This is a genomic window from Mycobacterium sp. PTI7 (assembly GCF_056679845.1).
Genome location: NZ_CM155252.1, coordinates 5,623,965 through 5,645,685 on the forward strand (window position 1 = coordinate 5,623,965; position 21,721 = coordinate 5,645,685).

Genomic DNA, 21,721 nt, shown 5'->3' on the forward strand with positions numbered 1-21,721 from the left:
GGGTGACATGGCTACCTCGAACAGCGCGTCCGCATCGGATGCCGTCCGCGAACTGCTCCGTGACTCCTTCACCCGGTTGATCGAGCACGCCGACGACGTGACCGACGGTCTGACCGACTCCGTCTCCACCTACCGCGTCACCCCCGACGCCAACACGATCGCCTGGCTGCTCTGGCACAGCGCACGCGTGCAGGACGCGCAGTTGTGCGACGTCGCGGGCATCGAGCAGGTGTGGTCGAGCGAGGGCTGGGTGGACCGGTTCGCGCTCGACCTGCCGCGCGACGCCCACGGTTACGGCCACACGTCTGAGGACGTCGCGAAGGTGAAGGCCCCCGCGGACCTGCTGTCCGGTTACTACCACGCCGTGCACCGGGTGACGCTCGAGTACGTCGCCGGCATCACCGACGAGGACCTCGCCCGCGTGATCGACGAGAACTGGGATCCGCCGGTCACCGTGTCGGCGCGTCTGGTCAGCATCGTCGACGACTGCGCACAGCATCTGGGTCAGGCGGCCTACGTGCGAGGCATCGCGCCTGAATGAGGCTGACCCCGATCCGCTGGTGGCCGTTGGTGGGGCTGTCGGCGATGGCGCTGCTGGGCGTTGCCGTGCGGCACGGTTCGACGGAGGCCGACGAGTGGTTCGCCGTCACCGGTGGCGACCATCCGGTGCTGGGCAGGCTGCTGTTCTTCACCGACCCGCGGGTGCTGTACGTCCTGGTGGGCGCGGCACTGATCGCCGCCCTGTGGCGACGGCGCTGGCGGCTCGCGGCGGTCGTCGCGCTGACGCCGATCGTGGGCGTGATCGCGGCCCGACTGCTCAAGGAGGTGTTCGGTCGGGAGAAGGGCGAGCTGTTCACGCTCGCCTATCCCAGCGGGCACGTGACGGCGACCGTGGCCGTGCTTGGGGTGGTGGTCCTGGTGCTGAACGGGCAACGGTGGGCGATGGCCGCCGCGGCGGCGTGGACGGTGCCCGCGGTGCTCGGTCAGTCGTTCACGTACCACTACTTCACCGACACGGTGGGGGCCGTGCTGCTGGCCACGTCGCTGGTCTGCCTCGCCGCGTGGGCGGCCGGACTTGACAGGTGTCAACCCGGCTGCGACGTGCGTCACAGCACTGGTTAGCATGGGTGCATGACAGCAACGCCAGAAGTTGAAGCCGGCGGCAATTCACTGGATGTCGCCACCATCCTGAACCCCGCCACCGGGGCTCCGGCGGGAACCGTGCGCTGGACCGATCCGGCGGACGTGTCCCGCATCGCCGCGGGGCTGCGGACATCGCAGCGCGAGTGGGAGGCCCGCGGCACGGCCGGCCGCGCCAAGGTGCTGGCCCGCTACGCCGTCTGGCTCGGCGAGCACCGCGCCGAGATCGAAGACCTCCTGATCTCCGAGACCGGCAAGTCCGCGACGGACGCCGCCCAGGAGGTGCCGCTGCTCCTGATGATCCTCTCGTACTACGTGCGGACCATGGAGAAGGCGCTGGCGCCGGACTCCCGGCCCGCCGCGCTGCCGTTCCTGTCGATCAAGAAGATCACCGTGCACTACCGGCCCCGCGCCGTCGTCGGGATCATCGCGCCGTGGAACTACCCCGTCGCCAACGCGCTGATGGACGCGATCGGCGCGCTCGCCGCGGGCTGCTCGGTGCTGCTCAAGCCGTCCGAGCGCACGCCGCTCACCGCCGAGGTGCTGATGCGCGGCTGGATCGACTCTGGCGCGCCCGAGGTGCTCGCGCTCGCGCAGGGCGCCCGCGAGGTGTCCGAGGCCGTCATCGACAACTCCGACTTCATCCAGTTCACCGGATCGTCAGCCACCGGCGCCAAGGTCATGGAGCGCGCCGCCCGCAGGCTGACACCCGTCAGCCTCGAACTCGGCGGCAAGGATCCGATGCTCGTCCTCGAGGACGCCGACGTCGACCTCGCCGCGCACGCCGCGGTGTGGGGCGCGTTCTTCAACGCGGGCCAGACGTGCGTGTCGGTGGAGCGCGTCTACGTCATGGAGCAGATCTACGACCAGTTCGTCGACGCCGTGGTGCGCGACGTCCGCAACCTCAAGATGGGCGCGGGGGAGGGCAACGCCTTCGGCGCGCTGATCGACGAGGCGCAGGTCGCCGTCACCGAACGGCACGTCGCCGACGCGCTGGCCAAGGGCGCCAAGGTGCTCACGGGCGGCAAGCGGCCCAGCGGGCCCGGCACCTTCTACGAGCCCACCGTGCTGGTCGACGTCGACCACTCGATGGCCTGCATGACCGACGAGACCTTCGGGCCCACGCTCCCGATCATGAAGGTGTCGAGTGTGGCGGAGGCCGTGCGGCTGGCCAACGACAGCCAGTACGGGCTGAGTGCGGCGGTGTTCTCCCGCAACCTCGATCGCGCGAACGACGTTGCGCTGCAACTGGACTGCGGCGGCGTCAACATCAACGACGTCATCTCCAACCTGATGTGCACCACCGCGCCGATGGGCGGCTGGAAGTCGTCGGGCATCGGCGCCCGGTTCGGTGGACCCGAGGGGCTGCGCAAGTACTGCCGCATCGAGACGGTGGTCGCGCCGCGCACCAACGTCGGTGCCGGCGGCAACTACTACAACAACTCGCCGAAGGCGCTCAAGCGGATGAACACGATGATGACGAAGCTGGCACTGATCCGGCCGAAGCGCATCGCGAAGTAGCGGGCACCGTCCGGGGGCGGGCGAAGCGACGGGGATGCCGGTTGTTCATCTCGGCGTCACCGTCGCGTACCCCGCGGCCGATAGCTTCGGCGGGTGACCCTGGATGCCTCTGCGATGAACGGCTACACCGTTCGCGACGACGATGACGACGATCCCGAACTGCTGCTGGTGCCCAGCGGCGAGGTCGTCGACACCTGGCGTGAGAACTACCCGTACGACGAGCGCATGCGGCGCGAGGACTACGAGGAGCAGAAGCGCTTCCTGCAGATCGAACTGCTGAAGCTGCAGAAGTGGAGTCAGTCGAACGGGCTCCGGCACGTCATCGTGTTCGAGGGACGCGACGCCGCGGGCAAGGGCGGCACCATCAAGCGGTTCATGGAGCACCTGAACCCGCGCGGCGCCCGCGTCGTCGCGCTGGAGAAGCCCACCGAGCGCGAGCGGTCGCAGTGGTACTTCCAGCGCTACGTGAAGCACCTGCCAGCCGCCGGTGAGATCGTCATGTTCGACCGGTCCTGGTACAACCGCGCCGGCGTCGAGCGGGTGATGGGCTACTGCTCCCAGAAGCAGCACGCCGAGTTCATCCGGCAGGCACCGCTGTTCGAGCAGATGCTGACCAACGACGGGATCAGCCTGACCAAGCTGTGGTTCTCGGTGACCCAGGCCGAGCAGCGCACGCGCTTCACGATCCGTCAGGTCGACCCCGTCCGGCAGTGGAAGCTCTCGCCCACCGACCTCGCGTCGCTGGACAAGTGGGACGACTACACCGCGGCCAAGGAAGACATGTTCGCGTGGACCGACACCGAGGTCGCGCCGTGGACCGTCGTCAAGAGCAACGACAAGAAGCGCGCCCGGATCAACGCCATGCGCTACGTCCTCGGTAAGTTCGACTACGACAACAAGGATCACGAGGTGGTCGGCCGCGCCGACCCGCTCATCGTGGGACGCGCGCTGGCCGACTGACGGGCTCCGCGTCCCCGGAGCCGCCCCGGCGGCGACCGACGCCGGAGGACAAGGAGGACGCCGTGCGGTTCTTGGCTGCCCTCCTGCTCTGGGTGCTCACGACCGCGGCGCTGGCGGTGGCCGTGCCCGCGGCGTGGGCGCAGCACACCGTGATCGACCGCGACGGCTACGCGGACTTCGCGGCGTCGGCCGCCCGCGAGCCGCAGGTGCAGCAGGCGATGGCCTCGCTGCTGACCAACGAGATCGTGTCGTTCGCCGCCGAGAACGGCTATGGCAACCTCAACCCGGATCTCGTCGACAGCGTCACCACCGGGTACACGCAGAACGCCGGCTTCCCGGGCCAGTTCGCGGCCGTGAACCGCATCGCCCACACGTGGATGTTCACCGACACCGTGCAGCGTGATCAGACCGCCGACGACCGGTGGCTGGTCGACATCTCGCCGATGCTCAAGGACCCGTCGCTGCGGGACACCCTCGGCAACCTGAACCTCGAGGTGCCCGACACACTCAACGTGCCGATCACCATCCCGATCTCGTCGGGGCTGCAGCCCGGGCAGCTGCGTCCGCTGGCCACCTGGGGCCCGTGGGTGAGCGTGGGCGCGATCATCCTCACCGGCGTGCTGGCGTTGCTGACGCTCGCGGCGGCGCGGAGCCGGACCAAGGCCGTCGTCGCACTGGGAGTGTCCGCGCTGATCGTCGGCGCCGCGGGCTGGGCCGGCATCGAGGCCGGGCGGCGATACGTCGAGGACGGCCTGAACAAGACCGAGGGCGACGTGCGCACGATCGCCGACGTGGTGGTCGCGCACGCGATCGACAGCCTGCACCACTGGCTGAACCTGACGCTGGCGGCGGGCGCGCTGCTGATCGTGCTGGGCCTGATCGCCGCGATGCTCGGCGGGCTGGGCCGCCGGAGGGTGATCGAACCCGCGCGCTGACGTGCGATGTCGAGCCGCCCCAGCGAACCCCTCACTCGCTGGGACGGCTCGACGTCCCCCCGCCGGCGCACGCCCCCACGTGCGCCTCCAACGCCGTCACCAGCGACGCACCCCTGAGCGGATCGAAGGACCGCGCTCCCCCCGGTGCGCCGTCGCAACGGTCTGGCGAACCCCTTGAGGTCCGCCGCGTCCGTGCGACCGGGTGGCTGATGACGACTGCGTTGAGCGTATGAACGATCACCCCCGCGGCACATCCGTAGCGGACTACGTATTCGGACTACGCATTCGCCAGCGACGCGTCGATGCGAGAAGTCCCGATGTAGCGCGACATGACGCTACCGGCCCTAGTATTTGCTGGTGGGCGCAGTGCAGTGGACGACTGCCCAGCGGGGGGCACCGCAGGGGTTGCTTGAATCAGCCATCACCGACGACGGAGCGCGAGGCGCTGTCGTGGTCGGTCCTGCCGGCGTCGGCAAGACCGTGCTGGCGCGCGAGACGGCGCGACGCTTCGCGACGCGCCACCCCCGGGCGCTCTCGCACTGGATCTCGGCGACCGCGTCGGCCCGGCACGTGCCCTTCGGGGCCTTCAGCCATCTGGTGCAGATGCCCGGCGCGTCGGAATCCGTGGCGCTGCTGCAGTCCGCGCGGGCCTCGCTGTGCGGCGAGAGCACTCAGCCGGTCCTGATCGCCGTCGACGACGCGCACCTGCTCGACAACCTCTCGGCCGCGCTCGTCCACCAGCTCGCGCTGACCTCGGCGGCGCGCCTGGTGATCACCGCGCGCTCGGGCGAGCCCGTGCCCGACGCGATCACGACGCTGTGGAAGGACGCCGTCATCCGGCGCGTGGACATCGAGCCGTTCGACCGCACACAGACGACGAGACTCGTCGAACTCGCGCTCGGCGGCCCCCTGGAGACCGCGAGTGCCAACCGCATCTTCACGATGAGCCAGGGCAATCCGCTGTACCTCCGACACCTCGTCGAGGGGGCCGAACAGGCCGGTGCGCTCCGCGTCGTCGACGGAGTGTGGCAACTGCGCGGTCAGACCACTCTGACCCGCCAGCTGTCCGAACTCATCGAAAGTCACCTCGCCGGAATGACGCCCGCCGTTCGCGACGTCGTCGACTTCCTCTCGGTCGAGGAGCCGCTGCCCGTCGACGTTCTGTCCCAGCTGGTGTCGGCCCAGGCGGTCGAGAGCGCGGAGAAGTCGGGCGTCGTGACCCTGTCGCAGCGCGGGCACGATCTGGTGGTCCACTCGGCACACCCGCTGTACACCGAGAGCGTTCGGGCGTCGATGGGACGGATGGCGGCCCGCCGGCTGCGCACCAGCCTGGTCGCCGTGCTCGGCACCCGTACCGCCGAGCACGTCAGCGATCGACTGCGACTCGCGGCGCTCGCGATCGACAGCGACCTGCCGCCCGAGGTGCCCGACATCCTCACCGCGTCGTGGCAGGCCATGCAGCTGGGCGATCTGGCGCTCGGCGAGCGGCTCGCGCGTGGCGCACTCAGTCGATCCGACGGCTTGCCGGCGCGCCTGGCACTGGCGCACTCGCTGTCCTGGCAGGGCCGCGGACGGGAGACGGACGAGGCGCTGGCCCCGGTCGACCACACCGGGCTGTCCGAGTGGGAACTGACGGCCTGGACGTTGCCCAAGGCGGCGAACCAGTTCTGGATGCTCAAGGACTCCGAGCGGGCGGTCGAATTCCTGCAGACGATGCGAGCGCGGGTCACGCTGCCGGCACCGTTGCAGACGATCGACGCGCTCGCGGCCACGTTCGCGATGAACTCGGGCGATCCGCGCCGGTCCATCGACGTCGCCACGACGGTCCTGGAGTCGACCGACGCCGACGATCTCGCGATCGCGTGGGCATCCTCGGCGGCCGCGATCTCGTGCGCGCGGACCGGACGTCTCGCCGACGTCGAGGGACTGGTGCAGCGGTGTCTGCAGGCGCAACATCCGGGGCTGGTGCGGTACGCCGCCGGTCTGGGGGAGGTGCAGACGGCGCTGGTCCAGGGGCAGGTCGACGTCGCCGAGGAATCGGCGCGGCACTACCTGGGTTTCGCCGACTTCGAACAGCCCGGCCGGGCCATCGGCGAGGTGATCCTCGGGCAGGTGCTCATCGCCAAGGGCGACCTCGGCGGGGCGATCGGCGTGCTCCGCCAGGCAGGGGCGGCGCTCCGGCAGACCGGATACTCCTGGGGGCCAATGGGTTTGTCGCACCTGGCCAAGGCCCTCGGGCAGCGCGGCGACGCCGCAGGTGCGCAGGAGGTACTGCTCAAGGCCGAGGAGAGCCACGGCATGCGATCGGCGATCTACACCCCCGAGCTGAACCTGGCCCGGGCGTGGACGCGTGCGTCGGCAGGAGACGTGCGGGGTGCGGTGGCTGCTGCTCGCGACGCCGTCGGCTACGCGATGCGCACCGGTCAGCTCGCGCAGGCTCTGCTCGCGCACCACGACGCGGTCCGGCTCGGTGACACGCAGGCGGTCACCGGAGTGGGCCGGATCGTCGCCGAACTGGACTGCGGACTCGGCCCCATCGTGCTGCGGCACGCCCAGGGCGTGGCGACTCGCGACGGATCCCTGCTGAACTCGGTGTCCGCCGACCTGGCTCTGATCGGGATGAATTGCGCCGCAGCAGATGCCGTCGCGCAGGCGGCGGTGGCGTTCGAGCTGTCCGGCGATCGGAAGCGGGCGCTCGGTGCACGTGCGCGCACGGCGGAGCTTCGTCGACTCGCGGGTGGCGCGAAGACCCCGGCCCTCGAGGCCGTGCTCAATCCGCTGCCGCTGAGCGGTCGGCAGCGCGAAGTCGCCCTGATGGTCGCCGCCGGGTTGAGCAACAAGGCCATCGCGGAGAAGTTGACGATCTCGGTGCGCACCGTCGAAACCCACGTCTACCATGCGTGTACGAAACTCGACGTCGCCGACCGAACCATGTTGGCCCACGCCGTCGAGGCCGCATCGGGGGGTGGGGATTGATCGAGACGTTCGTCTCGGGGGCGCCGGAGATCGCCCTCACGGCGCCCACCGGTATGACGTTGCGCCAGCCGACGACCGTCTGGTTCAAGGCGCTGGACGGACACTGGCTGAACTTCAAGCGACTCCCTCCGGTCGCGTCCGTCGTCGCGGGCGGCATCTCGCGCGGCCCGGTCATCCTGGTGCACGGTACGGGAGTGCGGGCCAACCTCTTCTGCCCGCCGACCGCCATGACACTGCCGGCGATGCTGTCTGCGGAGGGTTTCGACGTCTGGATGCTCAACTGGCGCAGCAGCATCGACCTCCGGCCCATCGAGTGGGATCTCGATGACGCAGCAGTGCTGGACTTTCCCGCGGCAGTAAAGGTGGTGCGGCAGGCCACCGGGTGCGAATCGCTCAAGGCGATCATCCACTGTCAGGGTTCCTGTTCGTTCCTCATGGCACTGGTGTCCGGCAAGCTTGGTCCGTTCTCCACGGTCATCTCGAACTCGTCCGCGCTGCATCCGCTGGTGCCGTTCATGGCCCGGGTGAAACTGCCGATCGCAGTAGAGACGTTCGGCCGGTTGGCGAAGTGGTTCAACCCGCAGTACGGCCTGCACCCTCCGAGAATCGTGCCCAAGATCATGAACTGGATGGTGCGAGCGTTCCACCACGAGTGCAACAACGCCGTGTGCAAGTACGCGAGCTTCGTCTACGGCGTGGGCTTCCCGACGATGTGGAATCACGACAACCTGAACGACGAGACGCACGAGTGGCTCAAGGGGGAGTTCGGGCACGCACCCGCCAAGCTGTTCAAGCAGGTGCGCAGGTGTGTCGGCGAGGGGCGCTTGGTCTCCACTCGCGCCTATGACGCCGACAAAGTCCCGGAGGACAGGCGCCTTCCCAGAGAGTTCGCGGTCGAGGCGCCGAAGACCGAGGCGACCTTCCACTTCATCACCGGCGCCGAGAACCGTTGCTTCAAACCGGAGGCGATCGAGAAGACCTGGTCCTTCTTGGACCGTGTCGATCCCGGGCGGAACCACACGACCCGCCGATTCGCCGGCTACGGCCACATGGACGTCTTCATCGGCAAGAACGCGAGCCGCGACGTCTTCCCGTATATCATCGACAGACTGCGCGAGTAACGCGTGCCGAAACTGCTCCTGGTCTCGAATGCCGTTCTCCTGCTGTCGCTTTCCCTGATGCTGGGGGCCGCGGCGTCCGCCACGGTCAGCGGTGTTCCCGTCCCCGATCACTGGTTGTTTCGGGCGATGACGTTTGCGATGTGGGTCACGGCGGCAATCATGCTAGTCACCGAGATGTTCTCCGGTCTTCGCTGGTTGCCGTTCGTCACGGTGCTGTGCGTGGCGGTCGCCGCGTTCCAGGACGGCCCGCACGTGGGGTCCGTGACGATGGTCTCGTGGTCGATCGCCTGGCTTGCCATCGCCGGCTGGTTCGGGATCCTGGCCTACCGCCACCGGGAGAACCGTTGAGCAGCATCCGTTTCGACGAAGTCATGCGCGGGCGGTTGGCTCCGTGGGCGCTGGACACGGACGACGGATACGACGCCGAGAATGCGTTCTCCGCGTCCTTGCGCGCGCGCATCAGCATCGCCGATCTGGGGCTGTTGGTCGATCGTGACGTGCCACACCGAGCGAAGCTCTGGGTCGAATTGGAGGTGCCCATTCTCAGTGGGCGTCCGTTCGTCGCGTATGACGGTGCGTTCGAATTGTTCCGGCGTGGTGACATCCCGTCGGGTGGTCGCGGCCGACTGATGGTCTACGACGCCGTCCTGACCGATGGCGAGCGCTTCCTCGTCCTGACGGGTCGCAAGTACCTCACGCCCGGGCGGATCCTCAGGCTCTGGAGCGAGACCACGACGATGAGGGTGATCCTCCGTGACGTGACGCACGGCGGGAGGGTCGACGTCGATACGGATTGTGCTGTGGCGCTGGAACCTCCGCTGGCGTACGACGTGCAGGAGCCGGCAGCGCAACGCGACTTCCTCCGACCCCGGTGGCTCGCGGGCAAGGTACGACTCACGCCCAGCGCCCTGTTCAATCAAGTGGGTTCGATGAATGCGACCGACGCGCGCTGGTACCGCGCGCCATTCGTCATCTCGAGGTTCCTGTGGTTCTTCGCGGCGTCACTGGTCCGGATCTACGTCTTTCGCGCTCGCGCCTAGCTGCCCTCGTATGCGTCGGCTTCGGTAGGTGGCCCGTTGAAGTCCTGTTCGGCAATGAGATTGTGGGCGCTCCTTCGGGCGAAGGCCGCGATCGTGAGTGACGGGTTGGGGCCGATGGGGCCGGGAAACACCGACCCGTCGCAGACACGGAGTCCCGGCACGCCGCGGACGCGTCCGTACGTGTCGATCACCCCTTCGTGCAGGTTCGTGTCCATCGGACATCCGCCGACGGGGTGCACGGTGATCACCCGCTTGAGGACGTCGTACAGCGGGTTCGAGACGTAGGTGCCGCCGAGTTCCTCGGCGATGATCGCCATCCGTTCGTTCATCGCGTCGAAGTAGGCCTCCGACGAGTCGGCGCGCCAGTCGCAGTTCAGGCGACCGTTCCGTCCCAGCGACAGTCGGCCATCGGGCCGGTCGCGTCCCATCCCGAGCAGCGGCATGAAGGTCTTGCTCACCTGCCACTTGCTGAACGTGGTCTTGACGTCGAGTGCGGCTCTCGGGTCGGCTTGCGTGCCGATGCCCGTCATGACCGTGTCGGCCCACATCTCTGCCACCTGTGCATCCGGTATCCGCGCGGGCGCCGGTTCGGGCCCCAACAGGTGGGGGAGGAGGCCTGCGTCCCGCCACATCCCGAAGTTGGGCAGGCCGGCGTCCTGGATGTACATCCCGTGCCGGTCGACGTCGGCGCCGTCTCCACCGGGATCCGGAGAATCAGGATCCTCGATCGGATCGCTCTCGGCGGGGTAGCGCCGGTAGGCCGTTATGACGGGGCCCTTCCAACAGTCCAAATCCTTGCCCGCGCCCTGCACGGCTGCGAGGAAGTCGCCGTTTCCGGAGAATCTCGACCCGAGAGCGGGGTGGTGGAGGCCGAGCGTCGACGAGTGCTGGAGCAGCAGCTCCGTCGAGCCCAGCGACCCAGCGGCCAACACGACCCGCCGAGCCTTTATCGGGCGATCCACGTAGAACGGTTGCGCCGCATCGGAGCCGTCCTTGCGATAGACCCGAGCCGTGACGACGAACCGGTATCCCTCCGCGTCGTCGATCCTTTTGAGACCCACGACCTGGGTCCGGGTGTGCACCGATGCGTCTCGGCAACTGGCGAGAGACAGGTAGGTGTGGTCGAGCGAACTCTTCGCACCTTCGTTGCACCCGACGTCGCATTCACCGTTCAGGCAGCACGTGTTTCGGGTGATCGTCCCGTGGATGTTGCCGTACTCGTCATCGAGGAGAGGTACACCGACCGCGGCAACGCCGTCTTCGCCGCGGAAGCGGATCGCCAGCGGCGTGTACCCGCGGTCGTCGGCCTTCTGGTCCGTAGCGGGCCCGAGGAAGGCAGACGTCTTCTCGAGACGGAACGCAGCATCCTCGGGTGTGTGGGGTAACTCCTCCACCCCGAGGAAGTCCTCCACTGCCCCGTAGTGCTCATCGAGATCGCTCAGCCGCAGCGCCCACTGCTCGGTGAATTCGCCGTTCGGAGTGCGCTGTTGGAACCAGGTGCAGTCCTTGCGCAGCATGACGTTCGCGTAGATGAGCGACCCGCCGCCAAGTCCGCTCGCCACGACGGCGGTGATGTGGGAGAACCATCGGACGTCGTACAGACCGAGGAGTTCGTGTTCCGGTGCCCAGAAGTTGCGCACGATCTCGTCGCCATCCCGCGGGAAGGCGCCCGGTGCGTAGGCGTTCCCACGTTCGAGGACGCATACCTTCGCATCGCTGTAGTCCGCCAACTCCGCGGCCATCACCGACCCGCCGAATCCGCTCCCCACGATGACGACGTCGTACGCGCCGCCCAGTTCCTCATCCAACGGCATGTGACCCCCCGATCCCTGCACGGATTATGCAGGGACGGGCCGGCCGGGGAGGGAAAACCGGCCGCGAGTTCTGCGCCACGGTCGTGGTTGGGCGTTCCCGACGACGCGGATGCAGAAGTCGACGCGCCTGGCCCCTCAGCCCCCGCGCGGTGGCGGGTCCGGCTCGCGGTTCGGCTCGTAGGCGGCGTATATCTCGCCGCCGATCTTCAGGTTCGACGTGCGGAAGTACGCCCACCCGACCATCAGGATCAGCGTCGTCACGACGAACGCGATCGCACTCTGCATGTCCGGCAGGCCGGATGTGAACAGCACCGGGATCGCCACCGCGGTGGCCGTCCAGTAGATGCGACGCTTCATCGCGCGCTTCGGGATCCGGTCGGTGTCCCACCCCGGCACCACCAACCCGGCGAGCAGGATCGCGAAGCCGACGAGGGTGAGGAGCAGCGACTGCTCGGTCACTGCTCGGCGCCCAACGTCCGGTGCAGGAACTCGTAGATCAGCGCCGACCGGAACGCCGTCTGCGCGTTGTCCGCCGCACCGGCGTGGCCACCCTCGACGTTCTCGTAGTACCGCACCGCGTGCCCTGCCGCCTCGAGCGCCGCCGTCATCTTGCGGGCGTGGCCGGGGTGCACCCGGTCGTCGCGCGTCGACGTCGTCATCAGCAGCGCCGGGTACCCGCGATCGGCCGAGATGTTCTGGTACGGCGAGTACTCGGAGATGAACGCCCAGTCGTCGGGATCGTCGGGGTCGCCGTACTCGGCCATCCACGACGCCCCGGCCAGCAGCAGGTGATAGCGCTTCATGTCGAGCAGCGGGACGCTGCACACCAGCGCGCCGAACAGTTCCGGGTACTTGGTCAGCATGATGCCCATCAACAGGCCGCCGTTGCTGCCGCCCTGAGCGGCGAGCCGATCGACGGTCGTGACGCCGCGCGCCACCAGATCGGCTGCCACGGCGGCGAAGTCCTCGTGCACCAGGTGCCGGCCCTCACGCATCGCCTGGGTGTGCCACCGCGGCCCGTACTCACCGCCGCCGCGGATGTTGGCCAGCACGTAGGTGCCGCCACGGGACAACCACAGCCGGCCGAGCACGCCGCCGTAACCCGGCGTGTTGGAGTTCTCGAAACCGCCGTAGCCACCGAGCAGCGTCTTGCCCGGCCCGTCCGAATCGCGGTGCCCGACCACGAAGTACGGGATCATCGTGCCGTCGGCGGATGCGACGAAGTGCTGGCTGACCTCGATGTCGCCGGCGTCGAAGAACGCCGGGGCACTCTTGACCTCCACCAGCTCGTCACCGACCCGGCCGCACAGCAGCCGCGACGGGGTGTCGAATCCGCTGGAGTCGAGGAAGATCTCGTCGCCGTACTCGTCGGCCGCCACCACGACCGTGTTGGTGTTCGGGGGTATCCCGGCGACCGGTTCGCGGGTCCACGTCCCGGGTGTCACCACCTCGACGTGGCTCACGACGTCGACGAGCGTGACGAGGATCAGCCTGTCGCGCGTCCACGTGTAGCTCTGCAGGCTGGTGTGGTCGTCGGGGGAGAAGACGACGGTCAATTCGGCGGCGCCGGTGAGGAAGTCCTCGTACCTGGTCGCCAGCAGGGCGCCGGTGGGATGGGTGGTGCCGCCGACGGTCCAGTCGCTCTTCGGGCGGATCAGCAGCCACTCGCGGTGGATCGACGTGCCCGCGTCGGTGGGCACGTCGATCCGCAGCAGCGCGCCGTCGCGCAGCTCGTAGCGGTCGCGGTTGAAGAAGTCGAAGGACCGGGAGACCAGTAGCCGTTCGAACCCGGGGGTCGGGTCGTAGCCCGCGCCCACGCTGACGTCGGAGGCCTCACCCTCGAACAGGGTCTCGGCGGCCGAGAGGGGCGTCCCGCGACGCCACCGCTTGGTGACGCGCGGATAGCCCGAGTCGGTGAGGCTGCCGGGTCCGAAGTCGGTGCCGACGATCACGGCATCCGGGCCCTCCCAGCCGATGTCGGTCTTCGCCTCGGGCAGTTCGAAGCCGCCCGGCACGAATCGTCGCGTCAGCATGTCGAATTCGCGCACGACGGTGGCGTCCGAGCCGCCCCGGGACAGGCTGACCAGCGCGAGGGAGAGGTCCGGCTCGATCACCTCGGCGCCGGCCCACACCCAGTTCTCGCCGTCGGCGTGGGCCAGGGCGTCGACGTCGATGACCACGTCCCACGCGGGGTCGTCGGTGCGGTAGCTCTCCAGCGTGGTGCGGCGCCACAGCCCGCGCGGGTTGTCCGCGTCCCGCCAGAAGTTGTAGAGGTGCTCGCCGCGCCGGCGGACGTACGGGATGCGCGCGTCGGTGTCGAGGACCTCGAGCGCCTCGGCCCGCATGGTCTCGAACCGGTCGCCCCCGAGATCGGCCAGCGTCGGTGCGTTGTGCTCGGCGACCCACGCCAACGCGTCGTCGCCGGTGACGTCCTCGAGCCAGAGATACGGGTCTTGGTCAGCCTGTTGATCCACGGGCTCCATTGTGGCCGCCGCGCTAAAGTCGGGTGATGGCCGTCCCGAGCAGAGCCCTCATCACGTCGGCCGCGGCCGACCTCCTGCGTCGGCTGCAGGACCGGCACGGCTCGCTCATGTTCCACCAGTCCGGCGGCTGCTGCGACGGCTCCTCGCCGATGTGTTACCCCGACGGCGACTTCATCGTCGGCGACCGGGACGTCCTCCTCTCGGTGCTCGACGTGGGCGACGGGGTCCCGGTGTGGATCTCCGGCCCGCAGTTCGAGGCGTGGAAGCACACGCAGCTGGTGATCGACGTCGTCCCCGGTCGGGGCGGCGGGTTCAGCCTGGAGACACCGGAGGGCATGCGCTTCCTGTCGCGCGGGCGCGCCTTCACCGACGACGAGAACGCCGAACTCGCCGCGCACGCGCCGATCACCGGCGCCCGCTACGAGGCGGGCGACCGGCCCGAGGAGACGGGCTCGCACGTCGTGGCCGAGGCCGTCGACGCCTGCCCGATGCCTGCGGGACGCGCCGCGATCGTGCAGGGCTAGCGGCCGCACCGGGGTTTACCTCGGAGGTCCTACGTCTTCGGTTGGTTCGGCCGCTGGTACCCGTCGTTCGACCATTAGGGTGGAAGGCGTGACCCACTATGACGTCGTCGTAATCGGAGCAGGCCCCGGCGGGTACGTCGCGGCCATCCGCGCAGCCCAACTCGGCCTGAACACCGCCATCGTCGAGCCCAAGTACTGGGGCGGCGTCTGCCTGAACGTCGGATGCATTCCGTCGAAGGCGCTGCTGCGCAACGCCGAGCTGGCCCACATCTTCACCAAGGAAGCCAAGCAGTTCGGCATCAACGGCGACGTGTCGTTCGACTACGGCTCGGCGTTCGACCGCAGCCGCAAGGTCGCCGAGGGCCGCGTCGCGGGCGTGCACTTCCTGATGAAGAAGAACAAGATCACCGAGGTCCACGGGTACGGCAAGTTCACCGACGACCACACCGTCGAGGTCGACCTGAACGAGGGCGGTACCGAGACCCTCACGTTCGACAACGCCATCATCTCCACCGGCGCGCACACGAAGCTGGTGCCCGGCACGTCGATGAGCAAGAACGTCATCACCTACGAAGAGCAGATCATGGAGCGCGACCTCCCCGGGTCGATCGTGATCGCCGGCGCCGGCGCCATCGGCATGGAGTTCGGCTACGTGATGAAGAACTACGGCGTCGACGTGACGATCGTCGAGTTCCTGCCGCGCGCGCTGCCCAACGAGGACGCCGAGATCTCCAAGGAGATCGAGAAGGCGTTCAAGAAGTTGGGCGTGAAGATCCTCACCGGTACCAAGGTCGAGTCCATCGAGGACGACGGCGACAAGGTCACCGTGACGATCAGCAAGGACGGCAAGACCGAGGAACTCAAGCCCGACCGGGTCATGCAGGCCATCGGCTTCGTCCCGAACGTCGACGGCTACGACCTGAAGAAGGCGGGCGTCGAGCTGAACGACCGCGGCGGCATCGCCATCGACGACTACATGCGCACCAACAAGCCGCACATCTACGCGATCGGTGACGTCACCGGCAAGCTGCAGCTGGCCCACGTCGCCGAGGCGATGGGTGTCGTCGCCGCCGAGACCATCGCCGGTGCCGAGACGCTGCCGCTGGGCGACTACCGGATGATGCCGCGCGCCACGTTCTGCCAGCCGCAGGTCGCCAGCTTCGGTCTCACGGAGCAGCAGGCCCGCGACGAGGGCTACGACGTCAAGGTCGCCAAGTTCCCGCTCACCGCCAACGGCAAGGCGCACGGTCTGGGCGAGCCCGGCGGGTTCGTCAAGGTGATCGCCGACGCCAAGTACGGCGAACTGCTCGGCGGACACCTCATCGGCCACGACGTGTCCGAGCTGCTGCCCGAGCTGACGCTGGCACAGAAGTGGGACCTCACGGTCAACGAGCTGAGCCGCAACGTCCACACCCACCCGACGTTGTCCGAGGCGCTGCAGGAGTGCTTCCACGGCCTCGCCGGCCACATGATCAACTTCTAGGTCTCGCGTCGGTGAGGTCCGTAGTCGTCGCCGCCATCGGCGGGCTGATCATCGGCCACGTGCTGTGGCTGATCGGCATCTCGCTGGCCATCAACACGACGTCGGTCAGCAGCTGGGTGCTCGTCGTGTCGGCCGCGTGCCTGGTGGTGGCCGTGCTGTCGGGTCTGCTGGGCTGGCAGCTGGAGAAGCGCAAGGCCCACGCCAGGGCGTGGTTCGCCTGGTGTCTGCCGGTGGCGCCGGTCCTGCTGTCGCTCATCGTGCTCGGGGTGACGTACCTCTAATCCGGGAAGTCCAGCGGGATGCGCAGCGTCGTGATGGTCGCCGCGAGTCCGTCGTAATTGGCGGCCAGCATGCAGAACTCGATGAGCTGCTTCTTGCTCAGGTGGCCCGACAGCGCCGACCACGTCTCGGCCGACATCGACCGGGTGATCACGAACTCGTCGGTCGCGGTGATCAGGATCCGCTGACGCTCGGTGAGGCCCTCGGCGTCGGGGCCCTCGAAGATGCGGGCCTGCTGCGCGGCGTCGACGCCACGGCTGCGGGCCAGTCGCCGGTGCTGCTGCAGTTCGTACTCGCAGTTGCGCAGGTGTCCGACCCGCAGGATGACGAGTTCGGCCTCCGCCTTGGGCAGCTTGCCGAGGCCCAGCAGCAGCCCCGAGTAGGGCAGCCACGCGAGGAACAGCAGGTGGTGCTGACCGAGGACGTTGAACAGCGAGAAGCGGGGCGCGCGGATGGCTCTCGCGCCGAGCTTGGCGATGATCCAGTTCAGCGGGCCGAGTTCGCGGAACCCGCCGGGCTTGATGCGGGCGGGGGCTGTGTCCGGGATCCGGTCGGGAGCGCTCACGGGTCCGAGTCTAGGGATGCTTCACCAGGTAGGGCGACACCGTGCTGCGATGCTCGTCGAGGTCGAGCGCGCGGCCCAGTGCCGGGAACGCCCGCTGCGGGCAGTTGTCACGTTCGCACACCCGGCATCCCGCGCCGATCGGCGTCCCGACCTCACTCGACAGGTCCAGCCCCTCGGAGTAGACGAGCCGGTGCGCGTGCCGCAGCTCGCAGCCCAGCCCGATCGCGAACGTCTTGCCGGGTTGCCCATAGCGTGCCGCGCGTCGCTCGACGGTGCGCGCCACCCACATGTAGTGCCTGCCGTCGGGCATCTGCGCCACCTGCACCAGGATCTTGCCCGGGTTGGCGAACGTCTCGTAGACGTTCCACAGCGGGCACGTCCCACCGCTGGACGAGAAGTGGAAACCCGTGGCGGACTGACGTTTCGACATGTTGCCCGCGCGGTCGACGCGAACGAACGAGAGCGGCACGCCGCGCATCGACGGGCGCTGCAGCGTGGACAGCCGATGGGCGATGGTCTCGAAGCTCACCGAGTAGAACGCCGACAGCCGCTCGACGTCGTAGCGGAAGTTCTCGGCCACCTCGTGGAACTGGCGATACGGCAGGACCGTCGCGGCGGCGAAGTAGTTGGCCAGACCTAGCCGGGCCAGCGTGCGTGACTCGTCGCTGGTGAACACGCCCTCGTCGACGAGCGCGTCGATCAGGCCGCCGAACTCCAGGTAGGCCAGCTCGGCGGCGAGGCGGAACACGTACTGGCCGGACGGCAGGTGGTGTCCGATCTGCAGGGTGCGGGTCTCGGGATCGAACCTGTGCAAAATCGTGTCGCCGAGGTCGGCCCGGCGGACGATGCGCACGTCGTGCAGCGAGGTCAGCCGATCGGACAGGTCGCGGGCCAGATCGCCGCGGTGCATCCGCATCTCGATCGTGAGATCCTCTGCGGCCGAGTCGAGTTCGTGCAGATAGTTCTGCCGCTGGTAGAAGAAGTCGCGGACCTCCTCGTGCGGCATGGTGATCGAGCCGGTCCCGGAGCTGGTGGCGCTGCCGCCCGAGAAGCGGCCTTCGGTGGCGGTCGCGAGCTGGGTGGCCGTCAACCGGTAGCGCTGGTGCAGGTTGACCATCGCGCGGGCGAGGGTCGGGTGCGAGGCGACGACATCGGCGAGTTCGGCCTGATCGACCTCGACGCCGAGGTCGCGGTCGAGCGTGACCTCGCGCAGTTCGGCGACCAGTCGGGTGTCGTCCTGCGAGGCGAAGAAGGTGGCGTCGACGCCGAAGACCTCGGTGATGCGCAGCAGCACGGGCACCGTGAGCGGGCGGACGTCGTGCTCGATCTGATTGAGGTAGCTGGGCGAGATCTCGAGCATCTGCGCGAGCGCCGCCTGGCTGAAACCGCGTTCGCTGCGCAACTGCCGCAGTCGGACGCCGACGAAGGTCTTGGCCACCCCAACAGCCTAAACACTCTTGCCAAGTGCGTCTTCGCAGCATTCGCACGCGTGATCCTGTGGCAGGATCAGGACCCGTGAGTGCGAAGGACGGAGCGTCGTCGGCCGGTGGCCCCACCGGTCTGTCGAAGGTGATGATGCCGGTTCCCGACCCGCACCCGGACGTGTTCGACGTCCGGTGGCCGCTGCGGGTCGCCGACGTGGACCGCGCGGGCAGGCTCAAGTTCGACGCCGCCACCCGTCACATCCAGGACATCGGCTCGGACCAGTTGCGCGAGATGGGCTTCGAGGAGACTCACCCGTTGTGGATCGTGCGTCGGACCATGATCGACCTGATCGAGCCCATCGCCTTCAAGGACACCCTGCGGCTGCGGCGCTGGTGTTCGGGGACGTCCAACCGGTGGTGCGACATGCGGGTGCGCATCGACGGACGCAGGGGCGGCCTGATGGAGTCCGAGGCGTTCTGGATCAACATCAACCGCGAGACGCAGGGCCCGGCCCGCATCTCGGATGACTTCCTCGCGGGACTGCAGCGGACGACCGACGTGCACCGGCTGCGATGGAAGGCCTACCTGAAGGCCGGCAGCCGCGAGGACGCCGAGCACGTCCGGGACTACCCCGTCCGCGTCAGCGACATCGACATCTTCGACCACATGAACAACTCGGTGTACTGGAGCGTGGTCGAGGACTACCTGGCCGAACACCCCGAGCTGACCGCGGCGCCGCTGCGGGTGGCCATCGAGCACGATCTGCCCGTCGCGCTGGGTGACCGGCTGGAGATCATCCGGCACGTCCACTCCGCCGGTTCCACCGATCGATTCGGTGAGGACCTCGCCGACCGGACTGTTACAACGCTCACATATGCGGTTGGCGACGAGACGAAAGCCGTCGCGAGCATCTTCCCGCTGTGACCCACGCGGTTAACAGTACGAGCGTACTGACCTGCGACGATCCGTTACCCGACGGTAACTTCTGAACCGGTTCAGCTAGGGGCCGACTTCGCAAACTTCGCAATACGCTCGTACTGGTTGGCGGAAATTGGCAACCGAAACTGGTGGACCTGCGGATATGTGATGTGCCATGGTCGTGTTAGCACAGAAGTTAAGGCGCCGCGGTGTTAGCAGTCCTGCATCGCGGTGACACGGATAGTGAAGAAATCGAAGGAGCACCCATGTCCACCGTCGGCACGCCGAAGAGCCCCGAGCAGATCCAGCACGACTGGAAGACCAACCCCCGCTGGAAGGGCATCGAGCGCACCTACAGCGCCGAAGACGTCGTCGCCCTCCAGGGCAGCGTCGTCGAGGAGGCCACCCTGGCCCGCCGCGGCGCCGAGGTCCTCTGGGATCAGCTGCACACCATGGACTACGTCAACTCGCTCGGCGCGCTGACCGGCAACCAGGCCGTCCAGCAGGTGCGCGCGGGCCTCAAGGCCATCTACCTGTCCGGGTGGCAGGTCGCCGGTGACGCGAACCTCTCCGGTCACACCTACCCCGACCAGAGCCTCTACCCGGCCAACTCGGTGCCGCAGATCGTGCGCCGCATCAACAACGCGCTGCTGCGCGCCGACCAGATCTCCAAGGTCGAGGGTGACACCTCGGTGGAGAACTGGCTGGCCCCGATCGTCGCCGACGGCGAGGCCGGCTTCGGTGGCGCGCTGAACGTCTACGAGCTGCAGAAGGCCATGATCGCCGCCGGTGTCGCGGGTTCGCACTGGGAGGACCAGCTGGCCTCGGAGAAGAAGTGCGGCCACCTCGGTGGCAAGGTGCTGATCCCCACCCAGCAGCACATCCGCACCCTGACCTCGGCCCGTCTCGCGGCCGACGTCGCCGACGTGCCGACCCTGGTGATCGCCCGTACCGACGCCGAGGCCGCCACCCTGATCACCTCCGACGTGGACGAGCGCGATCAGCCGTTCATCACCGGTGAGCGGACCAAGGAAGGCTTCTACCACGTCAAGAACGGCGTGGAGCCCTGCATCGCCCGCGCCAAGGCCTACGCGCCGTACTCCGACCTCATCTGGATGGAGACCGGCACCCCGGACCTCGAGCTGGCCAAGAAGTTCTCCGAGGCCGTCAAGGCGGACTTCCCCGACCAGATGCTGGCCTACAACTGCTCTCCGTCGTTCAACTGGAAGCAGCACCTGGACGACGCGACGATCGCCAAGTTCCAGAACGAGCTCGGCGCGATGGGCTTCAAGTTCCAGTTCATCACCCTGGCCGGCTTCCACGCCCTCAATTACTCGATGTTCGATCTGGCCCACGGCTACGCCCGCAACCAGATGAGCGCCTACGTCGAGCTGCAGGAGCGCGAGTTCGCCGCCGAGGAGCGTGGCTACACCGCGACGAAGCACCAGCGCGAGGTCGGCGCCGGCTACTTCGACCGCATCGCCACCACCGTGGATCCCACCTCGTCGACCACCGCGCTCGCGGGCTCGACCGAAGAGGGCCAGTTCCACTAGGCCGTACGTTCTGACGTCAGGCCCCGTCCCATAATGGGCGGGGCCTGATGCCGTATCTGAGGAGAGCAATGACTATCGAGCGGGTAGGCGTCGTCGGCGCCGGACAGATGGGTGCGGGCATCGCCGAGGTGTCGCTGCGCGCGGGTGTGGACGTCCGCATCTACGAGCCCACCGAGGCGCTCGCGGAGGCTGGCCGCGGCCGCATCGTCTCGTCGTTGGAGCGCGGTGTCAGCAAGGGCAAGCTCACCGAGGCCGAACGCGACGAGGCGCTGGCGCGGCTGAGCGTCGCCACCGACATCGCCGACCTGGCCGACCGTCAGCTGGTGGTCGAGGCCATCGTCGAGGACGCCGCGGTCAAGGCGAAGGTCTTCGCGCAGCTCGACGAGGCCATCACCGACCCCGATGCGGTGTTGGCGTCGAACACGTCGAGCATCCCGATCATGAAGATCGCCGCGGCCACCACGAACCCGAGCCGCGTGCTGGGCCTGCACTTCTTCAACCCGGTACCGGTGCTGCCGCTGGTCGAGCTGGTGCCGACGCTGGTCACCAGCGACGCGGCGCTGGAGCGGGTCGCTCAGTTCGCGGGCGAGACGCTGGGCAAGAAGGTCGTGCGGTGCACCGACCGGTCGGGCTTCGTGGTCAACGCGCTGCTGGTGCCGTACCTGCTGTCGGCGATCCGGATGGCCGAGGCCGGCGTCGCGACCGTCGAGGACATCGACACCGCCGTCGTCGCCGGGCTGTCGCACCCGATGGGCCCGCTGAAGCTCTCCGACCTCGTCGGGCTGGACACGCTGAAGCTCATCGCGGACTCGATGTTCTCCGAGTTCAAGGAGCCGCTGTACGGGCCGCCGCCGCTGCTGCAGCGGATGGTCGAGGCGGGTCAGCTCGGCAAGAAGTCGGGTAAGGGCTTCTACACGTACTGAGGTCTTGGCGCCGAGCGCACGCTTGTTGAACGCGAACGTCGAGTAGGGCCGCCAACAAGCG

Annotated in this window: 20 protein-coding genes; 15 read left to right on the forward strand and 5 right to left on the reverse strand. The window is 68.2% G+C overall.

Translation table 11 applies throughout. The features are described 5' to 3' along the window. Nucleotides 1-7: 7 nt before the first annotated feature. The 9 genes from AC1MEY_RS27030 to AC1MEY_RS27070 all read left to right on the forward strand — a co-directional run bounded on the left by AC1MEY_RS27030 (nt 8) and on the right by AC1MEY_RS27070 (nt 9,693). Nucleotides 8-541, forward strand: coding sequence for a mycothiol transferase (locus tag AC1MEY_RS27030; RefSeq protein WP_480228406.1), 534 nt, complete (start codon nt 8-10; stop codon nt 539-541). Continuing rightward, entirely contained in the window at nt 538-1,122 is a 585-nt protein-coding gene (locus AC1MEY_RS27035) for a phosphatase PAP2 family protein (protein ID WP_480228407.1), read from the forward strand. Before AC1MEY_RS27030 ends, AC1MEY_RS27035 begins: the two co-directional genes overlap by 4 nt. 9 nt (nt 1,123-1,131) lie before the next feature. Continuing rightward, the gene (locus AC1MEY_RS27040; protein ID WP_480228408.1) at nt 1,132-2,661 is read left to right on the forward strand and encodes an aldehyde dehydrogenase family protein; all 1,530 of its coding nucleotides are present in this window, start codon (nt 1,132-1,134) and stop codon (nt 2,659-2,661) included. A gap of 114 nt (nt 2,662-2,775) precedes the next feature. Continuing rightward, nucleotides 2,776-3,621, forward strand: a complete 846-nt coding sequence (gene ppk2 / locus AC1MEY_RS27045; RefSeq protein WP_480231695.1) for a polyphosphate kinase 2 — start codon at nt 2,776-2,778, stop codon at nt 3,619-3,621. Nucleotides 3,622-3,683: 62 nt separating this feature from the next. After that, entirely contained in the window at nt 3,684-4,556 is an 873-nt protein-coding gene (locus AC1MEY_RS27050; RefSeq protein WP_480228409.1) for a hypothetical protein, read from the forward strand. A 450-nt stretch (nt 4,557-5,006) separates the two neighbouring features. After that, nucleotides 5,007-7,532: a LuxR C-terminal-related transcriptional regulator gene (locus tag AC1MEY_RS27055; protein WP_480228410.1), complete on the forward strand. Its 2,526-nt coding sequence runs from the start codon at nt 5,007-5,009 to the stop codon at nt 7,530-7,532. After that, on the forward strand, nt 7,529-8,653 hold the full coding sequence (locus AC1MEY_RS27060) for an alpha/beta fold hydrolase (protein ID WP_480228411.1): 1,125 nt from the start codon (nt 7,529-7,531) through the stop codon (nt 8,651-8,653). Before AC1MEY_RS27055 ends, AC1MEY_RS27060 begins: the two co-directional genes overlap by 4 nt. Nucleotides 8,654-8,656: 3 nt before the next feature. After that, nucleotides 8,657-9,001 (forward strand): hypothetical protein, encoded by a 345-nt coding sequence (locus AC1MEY_RS27065; protein ID WP_480228412.1) that lies wholly within the window; start codon nt 8,657-8,659, stop codon nt 8,999-9,001. After that, complete coding sequence (locus tag AC1MEY_RS27070) at nt 8,929-9,693, forward strand: hypothetical protein (protein WP_480228413.1); 765 nt, start codon at nt 8,929-8,931, stop codon at nt 9,691-9,693. The genes AC1MEY_RS27065 and AC1MEY_RS27070 overlap by 73 nt, the downstream gene beginning before the upstream one ends. Here AC1MEY_RS27070 and AC1MEY_RS27075 read toward each other — a convergent pair. From AC1MEY_RS27075 to AC1MEY_RS27085, 3 genes are all read right to left on the reverse strand, one after another. Next, entirely contained in the window at nt 9,690-11,507 is a 1,818-nt protein-coding gene (locus AC1MEY_RS27075; protein WP_480228414.1) for a GMC oxidoreductase, read from the reverse strand. The two genes, AC1MEY_RS27070 and AC1MEY_RS27075, sit on opposite strands and share 4 nt — an antisense overlap. Before the next feature lie 135 nt (nt 11,508-11,642). Further along, complete coding sequence (locus AC1MEY_RS27080) at nt 11,643-11,966, reverse strand: hypothetical protein (protein WP_480228415.1); 324 nt, start codon at nt 11,964-11,966, stop codon at nt 11,643-11,645. Further along, nucleotides 11,963-13,990 carry a prolyl oligopeptidase family serine peptidase gene (locus AC1MEY_RS27085; protein WP_480228416.1) on the reverse strand — a complete coding sequence of 676 codons (2,028 nt, stop codon included), beginning with the start codon at nt 13,988-13,990 and terminating at the stop codon, nt 11,963-11,965. The genes AC1MEY_RS27080 and AC1MEY_RS27085 overlap by 4 nt, the downstream gene beginning before the upstream one ends. A gap of 26 nt (nt 13,991-14,016) precedes the next feature. On the opposite strand from AC1MEY_RS27085, the gene AC1MEY_RS27090 reads away from it, so the two are divergent. The 3 genes from AC1MEY_RS27090 to AC1MEY_RS27100 all read left to right on the forward strand — a co-directional run bounded on the left by AC1MEY_RS27090 (nt 14,017) and on the right by AC1MEY_RS27100 (nt 16,278). Further along, nucleotides 14,017-14,514 carry a DUF779 domain-containing protein gene (locus AC1MEY_RS27090; RefSeq protein ID WP_480228417.1) on the forward strand — a complete coding sequence of 166 codons (498 nt, stop codon included), beginning with the start codon at nt 14,017-14,019 and terminating at the stop codon, nt 14,512-14,514. Nucleotides 14,515-14,602: 88 nt separating this feature from the next. Beyond that, nucleotides 14,603-15,997, forward strand: a complete 1,395-nt coding sequence (lpdA, locus tag AC1MEY_RS27095; protein WP_480228418.1) for a dihydrolipoyl dehydrogenase — start codon at nt 14,603-14,605, stop codon at nt 15,995-15,997. Between the two features lie 11 nt (nt 15,998-16,008). Beyond that, a complete protein-coding gene (locus tag AC1MEY_RS27100) occupies nt 16,009-16,278 on the forward strand; it encodes a hypothetical protein (protein WP_480228419.1) in 270 nt (89 codons plus the stop codon). Here AC1MEY_RS27100 and AC1MEY_RS27105 read toward each other — a convergent pair. Together AC1MEY_RS27105 and ramB are read right to left on the reverse strand one after the other, a co-directional pair. Beyond that, nucleotides 16,275-16,841: a carboxymuconolactone decarboxylase family protein gene (locus AC1MEY_RS27105; protein WP_480228420.1), complete on the reverse strand. Its 567-nt coding sequence runs from the start codon at nt 16,839-16,841 to the stop codon at nt 16,275-16,277. The genes AC1MEY_RS27100 and AC1MEY_RS27105 overlap by 4 nt on opposite strands. A gap of 10 nt (nt 16,842-16,851) precedes the next feature. After that, nucleotides 16,852-18,279: an acetate metabolism transcriptional regulator RamB gene (gene ramB, locus AC1MEY_RS27110; protein ID WP_480228421.1), complete on the reverse strand. Its 1,428-nt coding sequence runs from the start codon at nt 18,277-18,279 to the stop codon at nt 16,852-16,854. A 134-nt stretch (nt 18,280-18,413) separates the two neighbouring features. Here ramB and AC1MEY_RS27115 point away from each other — a divergent pair, with 134 nt between their 5' ends. The 3 genes from AC1MEY_RS27115 (at nt 18,414) to AC1MEY_RS27125 (ending at nt 21,660) form a co-directional block, all read left to right on the forward strand. Next, nucleotides 18,414-19,190, forward strand: coding sequence for an acyl-ACP thioesterase domain-containing protein (locus AC1MEY_RS27115; protein WP_480231696.1), 777 nt, complete (start codon nt 18,414-18,416; stop codon nt 19,188-19,190). Nucleotides 19,191-19,450: 260 nt separating this feature from the next. Further along, nucleotides 19,451-20,737 carry an isocitrate lyase gene (gene aceA, locus AC1MEY_RS27120; RefSeq protein WP_480228422.1) on the forward strand — a complete coding sequence of 429 codons (1,287 nt, stop codon included), beginning with the start codon at nt 19,451-19,453 and terminating at the stop codon, nt 20,735-20,737. 68 nt (nt 20,738-20,805) lie between these two features. Further along, entirely contained in the window at nt 20,806-21,660 is an 855-nt protein-coding gene (locus AC1MEY_RS27125; RefSeq protein WP_480228423.1) for a 3-hydroxybutyryl-CoA dehydrogenase, read from the forward strand. The last annotated feature ends 61 nt before the right edge of the window (nt 21,661-21,721 follow it).